The organism is Amycolatopsis sp. cmx-4-83, assembly GCF_046548815.1.
Classification (GTDB): Bacteria; Actinomycetota; Actinomycetes; order Mycobacteriales; family Pseudonocardiaceae; genus Amycolatopsis; species Amycolatopsis pretoriensis_A.
In genome coordinates, this window is record NZ_JAEBEF010000004.1 from 466,953 (window position 1) to 486,931 (window position 19,979).

Consider the following 19,979-nt stretch of genomic DNA (forward strand, 5'->3'; position numbering starts at 1 on the left):
CTTTCGTTGAGGTTGGGCATGACCGAACACGCGTTGCTCCTTGCGAGGGCGGAGAGGGGAAGGGGAGTCAGAACGCGGACCAGTTGGATTACGACGTCGTCCATTTCTGGTTGGCGCTGCCGGTGCAGGTCCAGATTTCCAGCGGTGTCCCGTTGTCGACGCCCCCGGCGGTGGCGTCCAGGCACTTGCCGGATGCGGTGTTGACCACCGTGCCGTCGGCCCTGATCGCCCACTGCTGGTTGCCGCCGTTGTTGCAGTCCCAGATCTGCACCGCGGTGCCATCGGCCGTACTCGCGCCGGTGACGTCGAGGCACTTGGTGCCGTAGACGGTCAGCTGCCCCGACGGTGTTGCGGTCCACGTCTGGTTGGCGCCGCCGTTGCAGTCCCACAGCGCGATCCGGGTGCCGTTGGCCTGGGTGGCGCCGGGCACGTCGGCGCAGCGGCCGGAGCCCTGCCCGCGCAGGATGCCGGTCGGGGCGGTGGCTTTGGCGGCGACGAGGGTCGCGGCGGCGCTGGCCTGGGTGGTGGGGGACCAGAGGGCGAAGGGCCCGACGAAGGAGTTGCCCTGCTGGCCCGCGCTGGTGGTGTCGTTGGCGAGGATGGAGTTGGCGGTGGTGGTCAGGAAGGGGTCGTATCGAGTGCTTCCCGTGGCGTTGGCGAGGGCGCGCAGGTAGCGGGCGAAGATGCCTTTGAAGGCTTGACCGTCGCCGCTGCAGTTGGGTTCGCAGCCCTCGTGGAGAACTCCGCCCTTGGTGAAGTGCTGCGTGGCCGCCGTGGCAATGGATGTCGCCGTGTTCAGCAGGGAGCTGTTGCCGGTGGCGCGGTTGAGCTCGGTGAGGCCTTGGAGGATGACACCCTGGTTGTAGGTGTAGTTCGCGGTGTGGAAACCGCAGCCGGCCGCGTCGAGGCCGTCGCGGACGAGGTTGCCGTTGATGAGACCGGAGCCGGTGAACCAGTTCCATTCCTGGTTGGCCCAGCCGAGGTAGGTGGTGTCGCCGGGGATGCGGTTGTGCAGTCCGGCGGTGACGGCGAGGAACAGTTCGTTGGCGATGGCGGCTTTGTAGGTCTTGGCGGTGCTCCAGTAGACGCCGCCACCGCACTGGCTGTCCCAGTAGTTGTGCATGTAGTTGGCGGTGGTCTTCGCCATGGTGAGGTAGCTGGTGTTGCCGGTGACGTCGTAGGCCTGGAGCCAGACCAGGCTCCACCAGCCGGTGTCGTCGATGTAGTCGTTGGTGAAGGTGCCGTTCTTGGCGAAGGCGCCGGAGATCGCGTAGTCGTACTGGGTGTCGCCGGTGGCTTGGCGGTAGGTCATCACGGTGCTCAGGGAGACCGCGGAGGTCCACCAGTCGCTGCCGATGCGTCCGGTACCGGAGTTGTAGGACTGCATGAGAACCGAGACGCTCCTGGCGGCCGGGCTCGGCGCAGCCTGCGCAACACCGGATATCGGGATCAGCAACGCCAGACTGAGCAGGGCGGCTGCCGCTCGAGCCAGCCATTTTCTCGGCGCGTCCGAAATCGACATGCGGGTTCCTTTACTGCTGCTCGTCGTCGCGGGTGACTGCGGAGGCATCAGGGCGCGGACCACTGCTGGTTGGCGGCGCCGTTGCAGTCCCAGATCACGACCTGGGTGCCGTCGGTGGTGGCGGCGGCGGGATCGTCGAGACAGCGGCCGGAAACCGGGTTGCGGTAGCCGGCGTTGTACGGCTGCCACTGCTGGTTGCCGCCGCCGTTGCAGTCCCAGACCGCGACCTTGCTGCCGTTCGCGGTGGCCGCGCCGGTCACGTCGAGGCACTTGCCGAGCGCACGCAGTGTGCCGTCCGAGGACGTGGTCCAAACTTGCGCGCTGGTGTTGTTGCAGGACCAGATCTGGGCGGCCGTGCCGTTGGCGGTGTTGCCGCCGTTGACGTCGAGGCACTTGCCGCTGATGCCGGAGCGCACAGGGCCGGTGCCGCCGACCGGCACGGGTGCCTTGATCCAGCCGGCGGCGTCGGCGTCCTGGATGCCGGCGTTGAAGGCGTTGGCCATCTTCTGGTAGCCGTTGTCGTTGGGGTGGAGCTGGTCGGCCAGGTCGGCGGCGGTCAGCGCGCTCATGTCGACCAGCCGGACGTGCTTGCCGGCGGCCTGCTCGGTCTGGACGATGCCGGGGATGGCCCGGTTGAACGCGGGCCGGTTGGCCTCTTCGGTGCCGCTGGTGGACAGAATGACCGTGCCGACCAGCACGGTCGCGTCGGGTGCGGCGGCGGTGATCTGGTCGATCAGGGCGTGCAATCTGTCGGGGGCGGTGGGGACCTGGTAGTTCTGGTTGAGGTCGTTGGTGCCGATCTCCAAAGTCACGACGTTGGGCCGGTACTGGGCCAGTACGGAGCCGGCGATGCCGGCGATCTGGTCGATGCGCCAGCCGGAGTGGCCCTCGTTGTCCGGGTCGGCCATGGTGCCGTTGCGCTGGGTGCCGACGAAGTCCGAGGAGTGGCCCTCGGTGGACAGTTCGGTGGCCAAGGCGCCGCGATAGCTGTTGCCGGTGCTGCTGCCGACGCCCCAGGTGATGGAGTCGCCCAGCGGCATCACCCGCAACGACGCGGGCGCAGCCGCGGCTTGGGCGCTGCCGAGCGCAGCCGGCAGGACGACACCCGCGCTGAGCGCGGCCGCCACGACGGCCGTTCGATACCTCATGTTCGCTCCCTCGGTCGGTGCGGCGGGGTGGGGTTCACGACGCGGACGGCAAGTTCCACTTCTGGTTGGTGCCCCCGTTGCAGTCCCAGATCTCGACCGCGGTTCCGTTGCCGGTGGCCGAAGCGGGGATGTCGAGGCAGCGGCCGGAGGCGGGGTTGACGAGGGTCCCGTTGCCGGCGGTCCACTGCTGGTTGCCGCCGCCGTTGCAGGTCCACAGGTCCACCGGTGAGCCGTTGGCGGTGGCGTTGCCCACGACGTCCAGGCACAGGCCGTTGATGGTGACCGAGCTGTTGCCGACGGTCCACTGCTGGGCGGGTGAGCCGTTGCAGTCCCAGATGTCGACGACGGCGCCGGTGGTGGTGGAGGCGGTGTAGTCGTCCAGGCACTTCGCGGTGTTCAGGGCGGAGGTGATCGGCCCGGTCGCGGTGCCGCCCGTTCCACCGGAACCCGCGGTGATGGACAGGTTGTCGAACTGGTCGGTGCGGTAGCCCTGGATGCCCAGCCCGGCTTGCCCGGACTGGAAGGAGGTGTCGGTGACCGAGCCGATCTGACCGCCGTCGACCTTGGCGCTGATCGTGGAACCCTGGAAGGTGAAGGCGAGGTTGTGCCACCGGCCGGTGCCCAGCGCGGTCGTGGTGCCGGTGGCCAGGGTGTGGTTGGAACCGTCGGTGTACATCTTCTCGATCCACCACTGCCCGGTGTCCCGGATCCTCAGGTAATAGGCGTTCATGTGCGACTGCGGACGCAGCTGGGTGTTCGCGCGGCCGATCAGCTCGGTGGTGCCGGCGCCGCGCAACAGGACGTCGGAGCTGACCGTGTAGTTCGACCAGCGGGTGTCGCCGATCAGCGAGTAGGAGTCCGAGTCGTCCTGCCACTCGATCGGCTTGACCGGCGCCATCTGCTGGACGCACTGCCCGGAGCGGCCGGTGCAGGGCTGGACCTCGAACGAGCCCTGCAGGTCGGACAGGTACTTCGCTTCGGTGCCGTTGGCGCCGGCGTCGAAGTTGTCGCTGTAGGGCAGGGCGAGGGAGTGGGCGGCGGGCGCGGTCGCGGTGCCCTTGCCCTGGCCGGTCGTGGTGGTCAGCGTGTAGATGTAGCCCGGCTGCATCGGCAGCGAGTACGAGCCGCCCGAGGGCGTGAGGTCCTGGGTGTGGACGAAAGACGTGCCCGCGCTCGGGGCGTTGACGTTGGTCGCCCAGACGTGGACGGTGCCGGTGGACAAACCGCCTTGGACGTGGAAGTTCGCGGTCTGCGCGGAGGTGGTCGTCGTGGTTTCCAGGATCGTGGAGTAGTCGGAGCCGGTGCTGGATTTGACGGTGACGTAGGTGCCGTTGGACTCCGAGCCGCCCAGGTAGCCGGAGGCGGAGTCGATGAACTTCCAGCCGGGCTGGGTGAACTGGGTGACCTGTGCCGTGGCCCAGGTGCTGGCGCCGATCGTGTAGTTGCCCGACCACGGTGACCCGGCGGTGGCCAGGCCGACCGTGCTGTAGGGCAAGTTCGGGGTGATCGCGGCGATCAGCGGCCAGTTGAAGAAGCTGGTCATCTTCGCGTCGACGTAGCCGCGGGTGATCGCCCGGATCAGCGCGGGGGCGCCGGTGTTCATGTCCTGGGAGCCGTTTTCGCTGTCCCACAATGGCTTGCCGAGGTTGCGGCCGGTCTGGGTGCTCTGGCAGGAGGTCGCGTCGCCGCCGTCACCGCCGTTGCAGGAGTAGTGCACCCCGACGATCGACACCGCGTTGTTGAACGCGGCGTTCTTCGCCATGTCGTCCGCGACGCCCCAGCCCGAGTCGTCGCCCACGATCTGCACGCTGCCGTAGCCGGCGTTGTTCAACGCCGAACGCAGCTGGATGTACCAGTTGACGTCGTGGCCGCGTTCGTTCCAGCCACCGAGGTACTTGATGGTCAGACCGTGTTGCTTGGCGCAGCCCAGCCAGGTGATCAGGTAGTCGATCGTGTCGGTGGACCAGAAACCACCGGTGATCCAGCCTGGTGCGGCCCAGGCCAGGCCGTACAGCCCGATGCCGGGGTTTCGTGCTTTCGCTTGCTCCGCCAGCCAGAACTCGTAGCCGGCGTTGCAATTGACCTGGCCCCGGGCGTGCTCGACGGAGGGCTCGGATCCGTCGGTGGAGTTGGCGTCGCCGCCGATCTCCAGCTTCAGCAGCTGCAGGTTCGCGCCGTAGCCGGGTTTGAACAGGTAGTCCAGGATCTGCGACTGCTGCGCGGCGGGATAATCCTTCAACAGCCGCGAGTTACCGCCGCCGCCGCTGATCGCGCCGATCCCGTCGAACGTCCGGCCACCTTGGGTGCCGTCCACCGTGATGGACGTGGTCGCGGCCTCGGCCGGACCGGCGCCGATCGCGAGCGACGCGGCGAGCAACGCGAGTACGGGGGCAAGTCGTGCCAGGCGACGCACAGAGCCATCCTTCGCCGTAAGGGACGGCAGAGGTCTGCTCGACCAGAGGAGCGACCATGCACCGCCGGGAAGATGGAAGCAGTGTGTGGTTGTGTTTGTTTCACTGTCAACCCTCCCAGCAGGAGACAACTTCACACAACTGGACAAGACTTGGGTCAGCTGGTTGCTGTTTCGGCAACCCGGGTCCGTGAACGCCGCGGAGACTGACCGTGCATTCGACGTGTGCGCGCGCAGAAGCGCTACTGCGTAGGAATAGTTGCCGATATCTCAGCCAGAGCGTCAGCAGCTCGCGATGTCGGCCATCGTCCGGTGCTGGATGCCAAGGCGCGCGATACCGCTACCCCGCGGCCTTCAAATGCCGGTGGGCGTGCTGTTCGGTGATCCGTTGTCAGAAGTCGACCACTCTGCGTTAACGTGGCGACCGAGGGTCAATCAAGATACAACACTGGTTCTCATGAACGGTCGGTCGAGGTTCGCTTGTCCACTGGCTTGTCCGCTCTCGACGCGAGATCGACGGTATGGTGTCTCATATATCAGATGTACCGTGACGGCATCTTCCCCTTTGGAGGCCCGGTGGAATTCGACCGTCGCACGGCTCTGACCATCGGGACGATGGGTGTCGTCACCGCGAGACTGTCCATGCTCGAGGCTTCTCCGGCGGCTGAGGCGGCTGTCGCGCCCACCGGCCCGGTGACCGAAACCCTGCTCCTCACCGGCGCCGACGCCGACCACACCGTCGACTGGGACTTCCAGGTCACGGCCGGCCGGCGCGCGGGGGAATGGGCCACCATCCCGACGCCGTCGAACTGGGAGTGCCACGGCTTCGGCAGCTACCACTACGGCGGCGATCTCGTCCCGGCGGAGAAGGGAAACTACCGGCACTCGTTCACGCCACCGGCGTCCTGGGCCGGCCGCCGGATCTTCGCGGTGTTCGAGGCCGCCATGACCGACGCCGACGTGCGGGTCAACGGTGTCTCGGCGGGGCCGGTGCACCAGGGCGGCTTCTACCGCTTCCGCTACGACGTCACGGCCCTGCTGCGACTCGGCGAGCCGAACCTCCTGGAAGTGACCGTCAGCAAGGAATCGGCGGACAACTCGGTGAACGACGCCGAGCGCCGCGGCGACTTCTGGAACTTCGGCGGGATCTTCCGGCCGGTCTTCCTGGAGGCGCACCCCGCCGCCCGGATCGACCGCGTCGCGATCGACGCACGCGCCGACGGGACCTTCGCTGCGCACGTCGCGCTCGCGGGTGTGACAGCGGCGGCCCGGCTGACCGGCCAGCTGCGCCGGCTCGACGGCACGGCCGTCGGCGGCGCGTTTTCGGTCGCCGTGGCGAGCGGTACCACCACCGCGACCCTGACCGCCACCGCGGCCCAGTCTCCCTTGTGGACAGCCGAAACGCCGAACCTCCACCAGGTCGAGCTGACGCTCGCGAGCGCCGCCGGGACTCCGCTGCACAGCATGGTCGAGCGGTTCGGGTTCCGCACGGTCGAAGTCCGGACCGGTGACGGCGTCTACGTCAACGGGAAGCGGATCGTCCTCAAAGGAGCGAACCGGCACACCTTCTGGCCAACGCTGGGGCGGGCGTCGAGTCCACGGCTCGCCCGGCTGGACATCGAGCTGATGAAGGATATGAACATGAACGCCGTCCGGATGTCGCACTACCCACCGGACGCGTACTTCCTCGACCTCTGCGACGAGCTCGGCCTCTACGTCCTGGACGAGCTCACCGGCTGGCAGCACCACTACGACGAAGGCGTCGGCGCCCCGCTGGTCAAGGCCCTGGTCGAGCGCGACGTGAACCACCCGTCGATCTTGTTCTGGGACAACGGCAACGAAGGCGGCTGGAACACCGCCCTGGACGACGACTTCGGCCGGTACGACCCGCAGCGGCGGGCGGTGCTGCACCCGTGGACGACGTTCAGCGGCGTCGACACCAGTCATTACCAGACCTACAGCAGCACCGCGGCCAAAGCCGCCGGTACCACGGTCTTCATGCCGACGGAGTTCCTGCACGGGCTCTACGACGGCGGGGCCGGCGCGGGGCTGAACGACTACTGGAAGGTCATGGGCGGCACCCAGCGCTCGGCGGGCGGGTTCATCTGGGCGCTCGTCGATGAAAGCGTCGCGCGAGACGACCGCGGTGGCGCCCTCGACACCAACGGCAGCAGCGCGCCCGACGGGATTTTGGGTCCGTACCGGGAGAAGGAAGGCAGCTTCTTCACGATCAAGGACATCTGGGCGCCGGTCCAGCTGGCCAGCCCGGCTTACTACGACTCGGTCTTCCCGGCGTCGTTCGACAAGACCGTGAAGCTCGTCAACCGGTACGACTTCACGAACCTGCGTGCGTGCCGGTTCACCTGGCAGCTACTGGCTTTCCCCGCGCTCGGCGCGGGAACCGGCCACCAGGTCCTGTCCCAGGGCCACGCGGCCGCGCCGGACGTCGCGCCGGGCGCCACCGGCGCGGTGACGCTCGGCCTGCCCGCCGAATGGGCCACCGCCGACGCGCTGCGGCTGAGCGTGACCGACCCGACCGGCCGGGACGTCACCGCCTGGACGTGGCGGGTCCGCAAGGCGCCGGACTTCGCGGCGCGCCTGGTCAAGCCCGCGACCACCGGCAGTGTCACCGCGACCGAGACCGCCACTGACGTCACGCTCGTCGCCGGTGTCACCCGGGTCACCGTCGGCAAATCCGGCGGACGGCTGACCGGCGTGCGCCGCGGCAGCACGCCGGTGTCGCTGGTCAACGGCCCCGCCCCGGCCGGTGGAGCGGCCACGCTCACCGCGTTCAGCCACTTCCGCGACGGCACCGGCTGGGTCGTGCAGTGCGACTACAGCGGCGATCTGGCGTCGGTGCGCTGGCGCCTGGACGCGAACGGCTGGCTACGGCTGGAGTACCGCTACCGCGCCACCGGCGACCACGACCACCTCGGCGTGAACTTCGACTACCCGGAGGCGAACGTCCGGGGCCTGACGTGGCTCGGCGACGGGCCGTACCGCGTTTACAAGAACCGGCTGCGCGGTGTGCGGCCCGATGTCTGGAGCAAGCCGTACAACAACACCGCGACCGGGGCGAGCGGGTTCGCCTACCCGGAGTTCAAGGGGTACCACGCGCGGACCTGCTGGGCGGTGCTGGACACGACCGAAGGCGCGGTCACGGTGGTGGCCGCGGAGGAGGGCTTGTTCCTGCGGTTGTTCACCCCGGCGGTGGGAGCGGATCCGCAGAACGCCGTGGTCACCTACCCGGCGGGTGGTATCTCGCTCTTGGACGGCATCGCGCCGATCGGCAACAAGTTTCACGGCGTCGCGGCGCTGGGCCCGGAGAGCCGGCCGAACGCCGCCACTGGGGACTACCACCGCACGGTGTACTTCCGCTTCGACGCGTGAGCGCGTGTCGGCTCGCCCGTTGTCGAGGTGAGCCGAGTCAGCGTCGGTGGATGAGCACCGCCTCGTGAATGTCCGCGATCGGGGCGAGGAGGGAGCCGAGGTCGGGACGCGCACCCGTGGCAGTGACCCGGATGGCCCGGGTCGCGAGTTCGTCGGCGGCGCCGATCGCGCCGATGAGCTCCAGGTCCGGCGGGCGGTGGGCCGCGGGGTCTTCGGCGGCGGCCTGTTCGGCGAGCCAGGCCAGGTTGCGCGCGTGCCGCTGCAGGACCTGATCTCGTTGGTCGAGGAGGAGGGAACCGGCGCCGCGCAGTTCGACCATGAAGCTGACCGCGTACGCCGGCGCGTTCTCGAAACCGTCGAGGTAGGCCTGGATCCCGGCTCGAAGCCGTTCTCGCCACGGCGCGCCGGACGCGTCTGCGACCCGGTCGCGGATGAGGCCGAGGAGTTGCCGGCTGGCCTGGAGGTGGGCTCGGGCGAAGGCGTCCTGCTTGTCGGTGAACGACGCGTAGAACGCGGACCGTGACACCCGGGCCCGGGCGATCACGTGGCGCACGGAAGTCGCCCCGTAACCGCGTGCGGCCACCTCTTCGGTCACCGCCTGCAGGATCCGGCCCTGCTGTGACGCGGCAACTTCGGACCCGGGCAACGCGGCCCGGCCCCGGGGCAGGTCGAGCCGGCTCGGCATCAGCGTCAACACGGCCGGCAGGTCCTCGTCGCTCCCGGTGGTGCTCACGGCCGCAGAATATCGGACGGTTCCGTCGCCGACGTTTCTCTCGCGCCCGCCGTCGTGCAAAAGTACAGCGCAGCTTCGCGGTCTACTGGGTGGTGCAGGTCGTCGCGGTCGCCGGCGGCTTGAACACCACGGCCGGCGACCGAGCATCGCCGTCGGTGCCCAGTGCACGGTGACCGATCTCGCCGAGACCGCCGGTGCCGGCGTACGACGAGTGCAGAAACTGTTCCTCGATCGGTTCGGGTTGCCCGTCCGTGACCCCGACTGCACGGTGAGACTCCTTCGCGGAGGCTCAGGACCCAGAGCTGGCTTCCCGCATCGAGCTGCCGCCGCTCGCCGCCAGTTCCGACGCGGCTCGGAGGATCCAGTTGTGGAACTCCACCGCGAAGTGCTCCAGGTGGTGCTCGACCACCGTCGGGTCGCACGAGGCGGGGAGCGTCACCGAGAGGCTTGCCGTGAAACCGCCCTCGATGGCGCTGAACGAGTTGGTGATGCCGCCGACGATGGTGCCGTCCTCGAGCACCATGCGCGAGCGCCGGCCGGCCGCCGCTGTCGGAGCTGCCGGGGTCGCAGCCTCGTCCCACTCGCTCATGAAAAACGAGCAGACGTGGTCGCCGAGGGTCTCGACGATGTTGACGCGGCCGCCGCCGGCGTGGATGGAGTAGTGCTCCGGGTGGCCGGCGAGCAGGACGTCCTCGCGCCCGAACGCCCGCGAGAGCCAGTCCGTGAACTGGCCCGCGGTGATGCCGTGCGCGTGCAGTGTGGTGGTGCCGGTCGTCTCTTCGCCGGCCGAGCGCTCGACCTGGTCGCGCAGGTAGGCCTCACCCGCCGCGATCTCGTCGGCGAGGAGGTCGAGGAGGCGCTCGCGGCCGAGCTTGGCCTTGAGCAGCGCGAGAGCACGCTGCGCGGCGCGGACCTCGAACCGCTCGATGGCGGTGTCATCCGCTTCGCCGGCCAGGCGGACCCACTTCGCCGTCGTGCTGCTGGTGGTCGCGGTATCGGTGCTCATGGTGGTCCCTTCGTCGGTCAAGGTGTTTGGACGGGGGAGCTACAGGGAGGACCGGCGAGCGGAACGGCTGGGCGAGGACGGCACGAACACCCTCTGGTCGTCGCTCAACGCCGGTTCCTTTCGCTCTTGGCGACCGTACGGCCGACCGGGCAAGAACTCAACGCTTGTGGAGAAACGTACCATGGCCGTTACACTCGCCGGATGACCGCGCAGGAGGAGGCGCCGACGACGGGGGTCCGTCGCGGCCGCAAGCCCGGACCCGGCAGTACCCGGCAGGCCGTGCTCGACGCGGCGAGAGCGCAGTTCGCCCGTGACGGCTTCGCCGGGACCACGATCCGCCGGATCGCCGCCGACGCCGGGGTGGACGCCTCCCAGGTGATGCAGTTCTTCCGCTCGAAGGACGATCTGTTCGCCGCCGTCATGGCCGTCCCGGCGTCCGCGCTGGAGCGGTTCGACACCGCGTTCGAGGGGCCTGATGAGCACCTCGGCGAACGCGTGGTGCGCGCGTATCTGAGGGCGTGGGAGGGCGGCGCCGAGGAGTCGGAGCCCCTGATGGCGATGCTGCGCGGCGCGGTCGGCAACGAGAACGCGCGCGTGCAGCTGCGCGAGTTCATCCAGTCGCGGTTGCTGCACGGCTCGGGTGGCGGTGGCGATGCGATGCTGCGCGCCGGCCTGGCGGCGGCGATGCTGGTCGGCATCGTCACCAGCAGGCGGATCATCGGGGTGCCCGTGCTCGTCGCCGCCGACACCGAACAGATCGTGGCGACCGTCGGCCCGGCGATCCAGCAGGTGCTCGTCGGCGCGGGCTGACGGTCTCACCCGGTATCCAGCCACGCGCGGATTTCCCCCGTCGTGCCGGCCCAGCGGTGTGGGCCCGCGGGACCTCAGTGCGCCGTCGAGCTTCGTCATTTCCCCACGGGATACCGGCCTCGGACGCGGGCAGGAGGTTCCAGTGCGTACGGCCGGAGTCGTTGTGCGGCAGCAGGAGCCGGGCTTGCTCGTCTCCAGGACGACGTCCACCGGTCCCGCCTCGGCACGCAGCCGGAACCAGTCGTCGGCTGCAGACCGACGACGGCGTCCGGCGCCGAGCACGCGTTGCCGCGCTGCGTGGTCCCGGCCGACGCCGATCACCGGCCCCGCTCCCACCCGTCGGGCGCTCTGCACCGCGAGCTGACCCACGGCGTCGGTGGCGCCGAGCACCAGTACCGTCTCGCCGCGCCGAACGCCGGCGGTCTCCGCCGGCGGCAGGTACGCCGTGGTGCCTGCGTTGCCGACTGCGGCGGCCGGCACCGGGTCGATGCCGTGAGCGAGAAGCAGCACGTTCACGTCGGCGAGCACGCCGCCCACGCTCCCGCTGCCGGGAACGTAGGAAGCTTCGTGACGGACTGAGTGGAACGGCTCGGAAGTGATCTGCACGTCCAGCGGATTCAGCGGCGACGCGACCAGCGTCGTGCCGGGCGTCCGGCGCGGCAGCACCGTCGAGCCCGAGCGCGGCTCGGCGGCCGGGGCATCCACCTGGACTGCGCGCACCGCGGCGAAATCTCTGCCGTGCGACAACGGCTGATCAGCCGGCCTTGCGCGCGGCGGACCGGTTGAGGGTGGTGATCCCGGCGAACTCGTGGGGCTGGATGCCGGCCATGAGGCGGCCGTAGTTCTCCGAGAGCGCTTCGAGGTTCAGCGCGCCGTGGAGGGTGACGACGCGCGCGTCGCGCCAGGCCCGCTGGATGTGTTCGAAGTCCATGATCGCGGTGGAGCCGGAGTTGCGCTGGAGCAGCTCGATCGCTTCGGCGCACCACTTGGCGGCGTAGGCGGTCTCGGCGAGCACCCGCGCGCTGAAGTGCTGCAGGTACTCCGCCGATGCGGGCGTACCGGCGGCGGCGAGCTCGCCCAGACGGTCGGTCTCGGCCGCGTTCGCCTGCGCCATCAGCGTCGCCGACCGGATCTTGCTGTGGACCTCGGTGAGCATGAGGTGCGTCAGCGGCGCCTCGAGCTGGTTCTTGTACGTCGTGCCGCGGATCGGCCGGCCGGCGGAGCGCTCGAGGAAACGGGCCAGCGCGCCTTGGGCGATTCCGATCGACATGCCGGCCATGAGGCTGAACGCCCAGCCGAGCGAGGGGGCCTTCCACAGCGAGCCGGCCAGGCCGTTGTCCAAGGTGCCGGCCACGACGTCGCGGAAGTCGGCGACGCGGTGGGCGGGGACGATCAGCTCGTCGGCGGCGAGGGTGAGGGAGACGCTGCCGGTGGCGCGCATGCCGGCGACCTGCCAGTCGTCGAGGAACCGCAGCTCGTCGCGGGGGACCTGGACCCCGACGAGGTAGCGGCCGTCGCCGTCGTCGGCCATACAGCCCAGGTTCGTATACGGCGCCCACAGCGCGTCGCTGCCGAACGTCCAGGGCCCGCCGGAGATGATCCAGCCGTCCTCGACCCGCTTCGCGCGCCCGCGGGTCGCCGGGAAGTGGCTCGATCCGGCCACGCGGGGGCCGACCCACGCGGGGCCGTAGACCTCCTCCACGACCTGGGCGCCCGAGCCGGCCGGGATCCAGTTCGTCGAGGCCGCCACCCACACCGTCCACCCGGCCGAGCCGTCCCACGACGACACCTCGGTGACGACGTCGAGCTGGTCCCGGACCGGGAGTTCCGCGCCGCCGAACTCCGCCGGGCTCGCGATGTCGAAGGCGCCGGTGGCGTCCAGCGCGGCGATCGTCGCGTCGGAGTGGCGGCCGGCGTGTTCCGCTTCCAGCGCGGCGGCGCGCAGCGTCGGGCCGAGCTCGTGCACCTTGTCCAGGACGGAGGCGAGCGTGGTGGGCTTGTCGTCGGTGACGAGCATCGTGGTCTCCGTGTCGGGTCGATCGTTCCGGGGGCGCTGGACGGTCGCCGTCACCGGGTCGCCTTGATGGCGTTCAGGTAGGCGACCTGGCCGGCTTCGGCGTGTTCGCGCAGGACGTTGAGCTTCATGTCGGGCCGGTGCTCGGCGTTGGGCTCGGGCACGAACGGGTTGCCGGTCCAGGACATCAGCCGGCAGACGCGTCGCCGGATGCGCCAGCCGGCTTCGGTGCGGACGAGCTCGTCGTCGTACCAGCCGGTTCCCGTCCACGTGGGGCCGTCCTCGGCCGCCTCCCGGATGAGCAGCCAGTTCCCGTAGCTGAACGCGTTGGCGCGATCGCCGTCGACGTGGACCAGCTGCCCCATCATCGTGTGCTGGTGGCTGTCGAGCGTTTCGTGGAACTCCGCGAAAGACCGCTTGAAGTTCTCCAGGCCTGCCCACGCGTTGCCGGCCGGACCGAACTCCGCGGTCACGTCCTCGGAGAAGACGAGGTCGAACAGGTCCCAGGCGTGCGCGTCCAGGGCGAATCCGTACAGGTTGAGCAGTTCGATGATCGCTGCCTTGTCCTCGGTGTCAGCCACGCTGCTGGTTCTCCGTCTCGCTGTGAAATGTTACTGATCGCTTGTGTCATGTTCAGGCTTGCCTGTGGCATGTGTCAAGACGTAATCTCGACTCGCTCACCGGTAGCCTGGCGGCCCAGTGGTCCTCCATCGCGAGGCAACGACTCGATGGGGTGACCCCGTGACGGACGTTTCCGACTCTCGCGTCTCGCTGAACGAGACGGCCTACCGCAGGCTGAGGGGCGACATCATCGCCTGCCGTCTGGCACCTGGTCAGCGGCTCACGGAAAAACAGTTGGCGGCCGACACGGGTTTCAGCACCGCGCCCCTGCGTGACGCGCTGACTCGCCTGGATCACGAAGGTTTGATCCGGACTCTGCCCCGCAAGGGCTATCAGGTGACGCCGTTGACGCCGAAGTCCATCGACGACCTGTTCGTCGTCTGGGGGATCGTGGGACCCGAGATCATCCGGCTCGGCCTGCGCCAGGCGAGCGAAGCGCAGCTCGACGCGGCGCGGAAGGCATTCGACGAACTGGACGTGCTTGCTCGGGAGGAGAATGGATCACCGTCGGCTCTCCTCGACATCGACGTGGTCAACAGGACCTTCGCGATCCTGGCCGAGGCCACCGGCAATACCTATTTGATCACCTTCTTCCGGCGGCTCATGGGCGACATGAGCCGTATCCGGGCTCTGCTGCTGACGTCGGGGCGCACGAGCGCCGCGACGGGCCCGGCCGGCCACTGGGTGCGCCGCGTTCTCGACGAGCGTGATGTGGACAAGGCCGCCGAGCACGCCAGGCGCTACATCGAGGACGTCCACCAGCACGTGCTCCGGGCCGTCATCAGGTGGCCGTCGGTGATGAGCAGCGAGGTCAGCGTCCTGCCGCCGCGATGAAACGGTGAATGGCGACCGTCGTGACATTTCACAAGTCGGTGGCTGCGGCGGTGCGGCAGGATCGATGTCGCTCACCGCGAGCTGGTAGTCCCCGTTGCGGACCGAGGTGATGCCGGTGGAGATCTCCGGCAGTGCCCGTGGCGGCGGCGAGGACAGTGGTGCCGAACGGCACTCCGGAGAGGCCGATGTGGTCGCGATGGCGTCACGGCTGCGCTCGAGGAACACCCCGGCGACCAGTGTGGTCACCGAGGCCAGCCCGAACACCACAGCGGACTTGGCCGTACCGGTGCGCTTGTGGGTCGCCTGCTGTTCGACGTGGTGACGCCGGTGTCCGCGGGGACGGTGACCGTCCGGCCCGCCGCAGCAGCAGCAACTCGACCACCCGCAAGACGGTGATCGGGATCGGCGCCGGTGCCAGCCGCCACACGATTAGGGAGGCGGGCAGCTGGTGCCGGCGATGACCACGGCGACTACAGCCACGACCAGGCTCGCTTCGAGAACCAGCACGAGCGAGGCCGCCCGTTTCCCACCGCGACTCCGACGTTGCCGGCCGCCGAAGCGGAGACGACGATCGCGATCTCCGGCAGATTCGTCGCCACGGCGAGCAGGACCAGGCCGCCGGGCGCCGAGCCCGGACGCAGCCGGGTGGCCAGTACGTCGGTCTGATGGGACAGCAAAATCCCGGCAACCCAGATCGTCACGGCCGCCGCGACGAAGATCGGCAGCAGGACCGCTAGCGGAAAGGTGGACACTCACTGACCTCACCTACGTCACCGTGACGACCGCTCAGGATCCCACCCATCCGGACAGTAACACACGACGAATCCTCCGAGATACCCAGGTAGGACAGCCGCGCGGCTCGCGACCCTGTACTTCTCAGCAGGAGATGGATCGAGGATGCTCGGCGGAATAGGACAGGCGCATGAGTACCGTCGTCGATCCCCACCAGGATCCCGCCGCCGACGATCGCCCAGCTGCGGCGGTCACCGACGTGCTGGTCCTGCGAGGCGCGGGGGAACTCGTCGACGCGCACGCCGTGGAGGAGATCGTCGCGCCGGCGTTCGCGGCCGATCCGGCCACCGCCCTCGTTGTGGACCTGGCCGCGGTGACCTACCTGACCATGGAAGCGGTGATCCCGTTCCTCATCCTGGCCCGCCGGTGCGCCGCAGAGGGAACGTCGTTGCGTGTGGTGGCCTCCGAGCCCGCTCGTCGCAAGCTGACAAGCCTGGGCCTGCACTTCACCTTTGCGCTGGAACCACCGCCCGCCGGGGCCTGACCGAGCGGCTCGCCCCCGTGGACTCGTTCGGTTGCCGACCACCCACTTGGCCACGGCGATGTGTCATCGTGCCCGTCCCCGGTGCCGAGACGGCCGGAACAGGGGATCGACGTCCCGGACCGCGGTCGGCCGTGGGGTGAGCCGATGACGCTCAGGCGGTCTCCCCGGTAGTCAGTCCTCGGGGGTTGTCCGGCGGTGAGGCGGACGGTGAAGCCGGCCTGGTCATCACGCCGGCCCACGACGCTGACTTGTCGGAGCTCCGGGAACACCTGGTAGCGGAGACCCTGCTCCGGCTGCACCAGGCGCTCGACCTGGAAGATTTGCTGGTAAACGTGGAGTTCCGCTCCGCCTCCACGGCCGGGCGTCGCCTCGGCTGACGGGAGGCGGGGTCGCGCCCGGCGCTCGCCTCGCCGAGCACGCATGCTGCTGACAGCGGCGCTGTTCGGTACTGCGTTACCGCACCTGCCCGACAGGGACACGGCCAGTCGATGTGGAACTGTCTGGAAGCTGGGGGTGGCCGGAGGGCTGGTTGCTCAACCGTCCGGCCACCCCGCCTCCTTTACCCGTCGATCAGCGTGCCAACCCTGTGCATCGCACACCCATCGGTTCGCTGATAAAAACCGCGCGCGCGGCCTGTGGAACGATGCAGAAGCGCTAGGCCATTCGGCCGTCGCCGACGGGCGAGCGGTCCCAGTTGGTGTCACCTCGCGGTACCTGGCGTGGCAGGGTGCGGTGAAATGAGCGCATGACGTCGTGGAGACCGCCGGACAACCCGGCCGACGAGATAGGCCAGCTGCGGGACGCCCTGGATACGCAGCCGGTCATCGAGCAAGCCAAAGGGATGCTGATGCTGGTGCGCGGCTGGACCGCCGCGACCGCCTTCGCCGCGCTGCGCACCATCTCCCAGCGCACCAACGTCAAATTGCACGATGTCGCCGCGGTCGTGGTCGCTGCCGGCAGCCGCGCTGAAGCCAGCACAGTGGATGCGGAAACGTCCGCTGTGCTCCTCGACCAGCTGCGGCAGTACGTGCTCGGGTCGGCTTTCGACACCCGCCTCCGGGAAAGTGAGCCCGAGACCGATTGAGCGGGCGGTCGGCTGGGCGGTATTGGGACTGGCCCGCTCAGCGGCGCGCCGTCCGGGCCGTGCGCTTCGCCGCCGCATCCGGCCTCGGCTGGGCGTGCGCGGTGCGACGTCGCGGTGGAGACCACCAGCCGACTCGTCCGCACGGTGCGACCGAACTGCAGTCGGCGCGGGCGCTCGTCGGCCGCGTCCCGCAGCCGACTGGTGAGCCTGGCCGACGTTCCGGCATCGTGCGGGCGCGACCTCGCTGAACCCCATCTCTTCGAGCCGAGCGTCGGGAACCTCAAGGACTACCTCGACACGATCGGCGAGCACTCGCGGCGGCCGTTTGCTCCGCGTTCGACCGAGGTCGGAGATTGCCTACCGACCAGCGAGCCTTGCCGCTTTCTGAGTAGCTGTGCCGAGGACCGGTTCGAGGTACCTGCGGACACCGCGCACCGGGTGGTGTCCGCTCACCCCTGACACCACGGCGTTCAAACTCCAGTCCGCGACGCCGTGATCGCGGCACGCCGGGCGAGTTGCCCCGCACGCCGCCCGGTCCGGGGTCGCGGCACGCCGTCGAACTGGTGTCGGTCACAGCTCTCTCCTCGCGAGCTCGTCCTGTCGAGTCCGAGCACGCGAAAGAGCGGTGTTCGGTCGTGCCCCTCCCGCGAGGCCCGGACTCCCGCACGCCGTCGGCGCGTGCCACGGGCGGGTTTTCGGACTCGTGGGCGCCGAACTGGTGTCTACCAGCCGTCGCTTCCCGGACTGGCGTCCAGTGCTGGACCACTCGCGCGGTGACGGCTTTCGTTCCCACTTACCGCTTCGGGGCAATCCAGGATTCACACCGGGTTCCCTGTTGCCTCGCGCGAGTCCTTTGCACTCCTGCGAACCAGCGGCACTCATGAGCCTGACGCGGCCACTTCGCTCGCTTGGCTGGCCTCGGCATCGAACGCTTCCCGATCTTCCTTGACTCGTGTCATCCACTGATGCGGAGGCTGCTGTGCTGCCGAATTCTTTCGCGCTTTCGTTGTCGGACGCTTTGGGACGACTGTCGGGGCTCACAGACCACAGCCTCGACTACGCCGTCGGCACTCCGGAGCCTGGACGGGCTCCGGCCGGGGAGGTCATCGCCGGTATCCGGACGCTGTGGAACGCACTGCGCCGCGTGTTGCGTCCGTCCGGTATGTCGTTGCTCGTGTGCGACAGTCAGCCGGAGAACCGCAGCGGGATACCTCCGGAGCTGGCCTGGCGGATCGCCTTCTCTCTGCAAAAGGAACGTTGGATCCTGCGGAACGCCGTGATCGGGCCGGTCAGGCCGGGAGGGCCGAGCACCGGAATCGGATTCATCTTCGTGCCGCGGATTCGGTACTCCTTCGACATCGACGCTGTGCGCGCTCAATACGGCACGAATCCCGGCGACGTCGTCCTGCCCGACACCGGCTGCATCGCCGATCGGTTCGCGGTGGCCGCCTGCTCCCGCGGCGGTCGGTTGACCGACCTCTTCACCACTGGTTCACAGAAGACGGCGGTAGTCCGATGACTGAGTACGACGACGGTCAGGTCTTGCTCTGCTCTGGTGACGCCGTACGCGAGATCGGCCGGCTCCCACTGCGATCCGTGGATTGTGTCGTGACTTCGCCGCCGTACTGGGGATTGCGTGACTACCGGGTCTCTGGCCAGCTCGGTGCCGAGCCACTGGTCGAGCAGTACGTCGAGCACCTCGGAGCGGTCTTCGACCAGCTTGCTCGGGTGCTGGCGCCTCGGGGGTCGGTTTTCCTGAACCTCGGGGACAGTTACGGCGGTTCGTGGGGGCACTACGTCGCCACCGGATCGACGGCTCGCTCCGCGGCGGCGCGGTCGCGAACTCCGTACGGCACCCACCGGCCACCACAAGCGTCATACCGTGCCAAAGATCTCGTCGGCGTTCCGTGGCGGGTTGTGCTCGGGCTCCTGGAGCGTGGCTGGCTAGTGGAGCGCGAGATCATCTGGCACAAGCCGAACGCGCGACCCGAGAGCGTGCGGGACCGGTTCGCGCACTGTTACGAGAACATCTTCGTCCTGTCTCGGCACCCTCGCGAGACCTGCGAGACCGAGGTCTGGAGCGTCTCCTCCGACCGCGGTCGAGTGGGGCATCCGGCGAAGGGGACGTTGGAAATCGCGCGGCGCTGTGTGCGGCAGGGCTGCCTGCCAGGCGGAACGGTCCTCGATCCGTTCTCGGGAAGCGGGACCACCGGGATAGCCGCGCGAGAACACCGTTGCCGGTTCATCGGGATCGATCTGAATCCGGATTGCCACGAGACAGCGCTGCATCGGCTGGGGCTGAGCTCATGACAGTGGAGCTGGGGCAAGCGATGACCTTGGCGGAAGTGGCAAGCCTGCCGGCGGTGGTGGACCTCATGACGGCAGCGAAAGCCCTGGGGATCCGTCGGACCACGGCGTATGCCCTTGCTCGTGGTGGCTCTTTTCCTTGCCCTGTCTTCCGGGCAGGTGCGTCCTACCGGGTGCCGACCTCCGGATTGTTGCGGCTGCTGGGGCTAGCCACCTGATCCGGTGATCTTTCCCGGGCTCGGGCTTCCCCGAGTGGTGGTGGCAGCGCGAGCATCAAGCTTCGAGAAAGCCCTTGGTGGGTGCTTGACGAACGAAGGGAGAGTGGCTTTGGCAGCCGATGGCTCGGTGTACCGGCGGTGTTCCTGCCGAGACGAGAACAAGAAGTCGCTCGGCGACGCGTGTCCGAGGCTGACGAACAAGCGGCACGGGCAGTGGTACTTCCGGATCGAGTTGCCGAAGGACGCCCAGGACAACCGCCGGCCACGACGTCGCGGCGGTTACGAGAGTGCGGCCGAAGCCGAGAAGGGACTACAGCGGGTGCGAGACCTGCTCGGGATCGCGGAAGACGACGACGCCGAGACGTCTCGAAAGATCGGAGACTTGCTCGCGGGGTTGATCTCGAAGAAACAGCCGCTGCCCGAGACCGAGACCGTGCGTCGTCTCGTCCGGGCCGGATCGGCGGTGCTGGAGCAGCCGCTGATGGGCTCGGTGTTCGACGCGTTCCTGGCGCGCAAGAAGCGCACGGTGAGCCGGAACATGTATCGGTCCTACGAGTCTCATGTCCGGCTGTACCTGCGGCCCCATCTGGCGCAGGTCCGGCGTGA

Annotated in this window: 16 protein-coding genes and 1 riboswitch; of the genes, 8 read left to right on the forward strand and 8 right to left on the reverse strand. The window is 68.8% G+C overall.

Annotated elements, in window-relative coordinates; translation table 11 throughout:
• Positions 1–88: 88 nt before the first annotated feature.
• The 3 genes from ACLJQM_RS14675 to ACLJQM_RS14685 form a co-directional block, all read right to left on the reverse strand.
• Positions 89–1,387 (reverse strand): glycoside hydrolase family 76 protein, encoded by a 1,299-nt coding sequence (locus ACLJQM_RS14675; RefSeq protein ID WP_410631669.1) that lies wholly within the window; start codon positions 1,385–1,387, stop codon positions 89–91.
• Between the two features lie 182 nt (positions 1,388–1,569).
• Positions 1,570–2,670, reverse strand: coding sequence for a ricin-type beta-trefoil lectin domain protein (locus ACLJQM_RS14680; RefSeq protein WP_410631670.1), 1,101 nt, complete (start codon positions 2,668–2,670; stop codon positions 1,570–1,572).
• Positions 2,671–2,704: 34 nt separating this feature from the next.
• Entirely contained in the window at positions 2,705–5,083 is a 2,379-nt protein-coding gene (locus ACLJQM_RS14685) for an RICIN domain-containing protein (RefSeq protein WP_410631671.1), read from the reverse strand.
• Between the two features lie 573 nt (positions 5,084–5,656).
• On the opposite strand from ACLJQM_RS14685, the gene ACLJQM_RS14690 reads away from it, so the two are divergent.
• Positions 5,657–8,470 carry a glycoside hydrolase family 2 TIM barrel-domain containing protein gene (locus ACLJQM_RS14690; protein WP_410631672.1) on the forward strand — a complete coding sequence of 938 codons (2,814 nt, stop codon included), beginning with the start codon at positions 5,657–5,659 and terminating at the stop codon, positions 8,468–8,470.
• A 37-nt stretch (positions 8,471–8,507) separates the two neighbouring features.
• Here ACLJQM_RS14690 and ACLJQM_RS14695 read toward each other — a convergent pair whose 3' ends face one another.
• Both ACLJQM_RS14695 and ACLJQM_RS14700 read right to left on the reverse strand, forming a co-directional pair.
• The gene (locus ACLJQM_RS14695) at positions 8,508–9,203 is read right to left on the reverse strand and encodes a TetR/AcrR family transcriptional regulator (RefSeq protein ID WP_410631673.1); all 696 of its coding nucleotides are present in this window, start codon (positions 9,201–9,203) and stop codon (positions 8,508–8,510) included.
• A 289-nt stretch (positions 9,204–9,492) separates the two neighbouring features.
• Positions 9,493–10,209 carry a hypothetical protein gene (locus tag ACLJQM_RS14700; RefSeq protein ID WP_410631674.1) on the reverse strand — a complete coding sequence of 239 codons (717 nt, stop codon included), beginning with the start codon at positions 10,207–10,209 and terminating at the stop codon, positions 9,493–9,495.
• 201 nt (positions 10,210–10,410) lie between these two features.
• Here ACLJQM_RS14700 and ACLJQM_RS14705 point away from each other — a divergent pair, with 201 nt between their 5' ends.
• Positions 10,411–11,019: a TetR family transcriptional regulator gene (locus tag ACLJQM_RS14705; protein ID WP_410631675.1), complete on the forward strand. Its 609-nt coding sequence runs from the start codon at positions 10,411–10,413 to the stop codon at positions 11,017–11,019.
• 595 nt (positions 11,020–11,614) lie between these two features.
• Positions 11,615–11,773 carry a hypothetical protein gene (locus tag ACLJQM_RS14710; protein ID WP_410631676.1) on the forward strand — a complete coding sequence of 53 codons (159 nt, stop codon included), beginning with the start codon at positions 11,615–11,617 and terminating at the stop codon, positions 11,771–11,773.
• Here ACLJQM_RS14710 and ACLJQM_RS14715 read toward each other — a convergent pair whose 3' ends face one another.
• Positions 11,774–13,036, reverse strand: a complete 1,263-nt coding sequence (locus ACLJQM_RS14715) for a hypothetical protein (RefSeq protein ID WP_410631677.1) — start codon at positions 13,034–13,036, stop codon at positions 11,774–11,776.
• Positions 13,037–13,086: 50 nt separating this feature from the next.
• Positions 13,087–13,614, reverse strand: a complete 528-nt coding sequence (locus tag ACLJQM_RS14720) for a nuclear transport factor 2 family protein (protein ID WP_410631678.1) — start codon at positions 13,612–13,614, stop codon at positions 13,087–13,089.
• Positions 13,615–13,774: 160 nt separating this feature from the next.
• On the opposite strand from ACLJQM_RS14720, the gene ACLJQM_RS14725 reads away from it, so the two are divergent.
• A complete protein-coding gene (locus ACLJQM_RS14725) occupies positions 13,775–14,488 on the forward strand; it encodes a GntR family transcriptional regulator (protein ID WP_410631679.1) in 714 nt (237 codons plus the stop codon).
• Positions 14,489–14,958: 470 nt separating this feature from the next.
• Here ACLJQM_RS14725 and ACLJQM_RS14730 read toward each other — a convergent pair whose 3' ends face one another.
• Positions 14,959–15,240, reverse strand: coding sequence for a hypothetical protein (locus tag ACLJQM_RS14730; RefSeq protein ID WP_410631680.1), 282 nt, complete (start codon positions 15,238–15,240; stop codon positions 14,959–14,961).
• 170 nt (positions 15,241–15,410) lie between these two features.
• On the opposite strand from ACLJQM_RS14730, the gene ACLJQM_RS14735 reads away from it, so the two are divergent.
• The 4 genes from ACLJQM_RS14735 (at position 15,411) to ACLJQM_RS14750 (ending at position 19,158) form a co-directional block, all read left to right on the forward strand.
• Positions 15,411–15,764, forward strand: coding sequence for an anti-sigma factor antagonist (locus ACLJQM_RS14735; RefSeq protein ID WP_410631681.1), 354 nt, complete (start codon positions 15,411–15,413; stop codon positions 15,762–15,764).
• A gap of 745 nt (positions 15,765–16,509) precedes the next feature.
• Positions 16,510–16,848 (forward strand): ANTAR domain-containing protein, encoded by a 339-nt coding sequence (locus ACLJQM_RS14740; protein WP_410631682.1) that lies wholly within the window; start codon positions 16,510–16,512, stop codon positions 16,846–16,848.
• Positions 16,849–17,516: 668 nt separating this feature from the next.
• A riboswitch (cobalamin riboswitch) is annotated at positions 17,517–17,736 on the reverse strand.
• Between the two features lie 64 nt (positions 17,737–17,800).
• Positions 17,801–18,367 carry a hypothetical protein gene (locus tag ACLJQM_RS14745; RefSeq protein ID WP_410631683.1) on the forward strand — a complete coding sequence of 189 codons (567 nt, stop codon included), beginning with the start codon at positions 17,801–17,803 and terminating at the stop codon, positions 18,365–18,367.
• Positions 18,364–19,158 carry a DNA-methyltransferase gene (locus tag ACLJQM_RS14750; protein WP_410631684.1) on the forward strand — a complete coding sequence of 265 codons (795 nt, stop codon included), beginning with the start codon at positions 18,364–18,366 and terminating at the stop codon, positions 19,156–19,158. The genes ACLJQM_RS14745 and ACLJQM_RS14750 overlap by 4 nt, the downstream gene beginning before the upstream one ends.
• The last annotated feature ends 821 nt before the right edge of the window (positions 19,159–19,979 follow it).

Bases quoted from the DNA above. Each gene is read 5' to 3' on its own strand.
- ACLJQM_RS14675 (WP_410631669.1), bottom strand. From the start codon at position 1,387: ATGCAGTCCTACAACTCCGGTACCGGACGCATCGGCAGCGACTGGTGG.
- ACLJQM_RS14680 (WP_410631670.1), bottom strand. From the start codon at position 2,670: ATGAGGTATCGAACGGCCGTCGTGGCGGCCGCGCTCAGCGCGGGTGTC.
- ACLJQM_RS14700 (WP_410631674.1), bottom strand. From the start codon at position 10,209: ATGAGCACCGATACCGCGACCACCAGCAGCACGACGGCGAAGTGGGTC.
- ACLJQM_RS14705 (WP_410631675.1), top strand. From the start codon at position 10,411: ATGACCGCGCAGGAGGAGGCGCCGACGACGGGGGTCCGTCGCGGCCGC.
- ACLJQM_RS14715 (WP_410631677.1), bottom strand. From the start codon at position 13,036: ATGCTCGTCACCGACGACAAGCCCACCACGCTCGCCTCCGTCCTGGAC.
- ACLJQM_RS14735 (WP_410631681.1), top strand. From the start codon at position 15,411: ATGAGTACCGTCGTCGATCCCCACCAGGATCCCGCCGCCGACGATCGC.
- ACLJQM_RS14740 (WP_410631682.1), top strand. From the start codon at position 16,510: ATGACGTCGTGGAGACCGCCGGACAACCCGGCCGACGAGATAGGCCAG.
- ACLJQM_RS14750 (WP_410631684.1), top strand. From the start codon at position 18,364: ATGACTGAGTACGACGACGGTCAGGTCTTGCTCTGCTCTGGTGACGCC.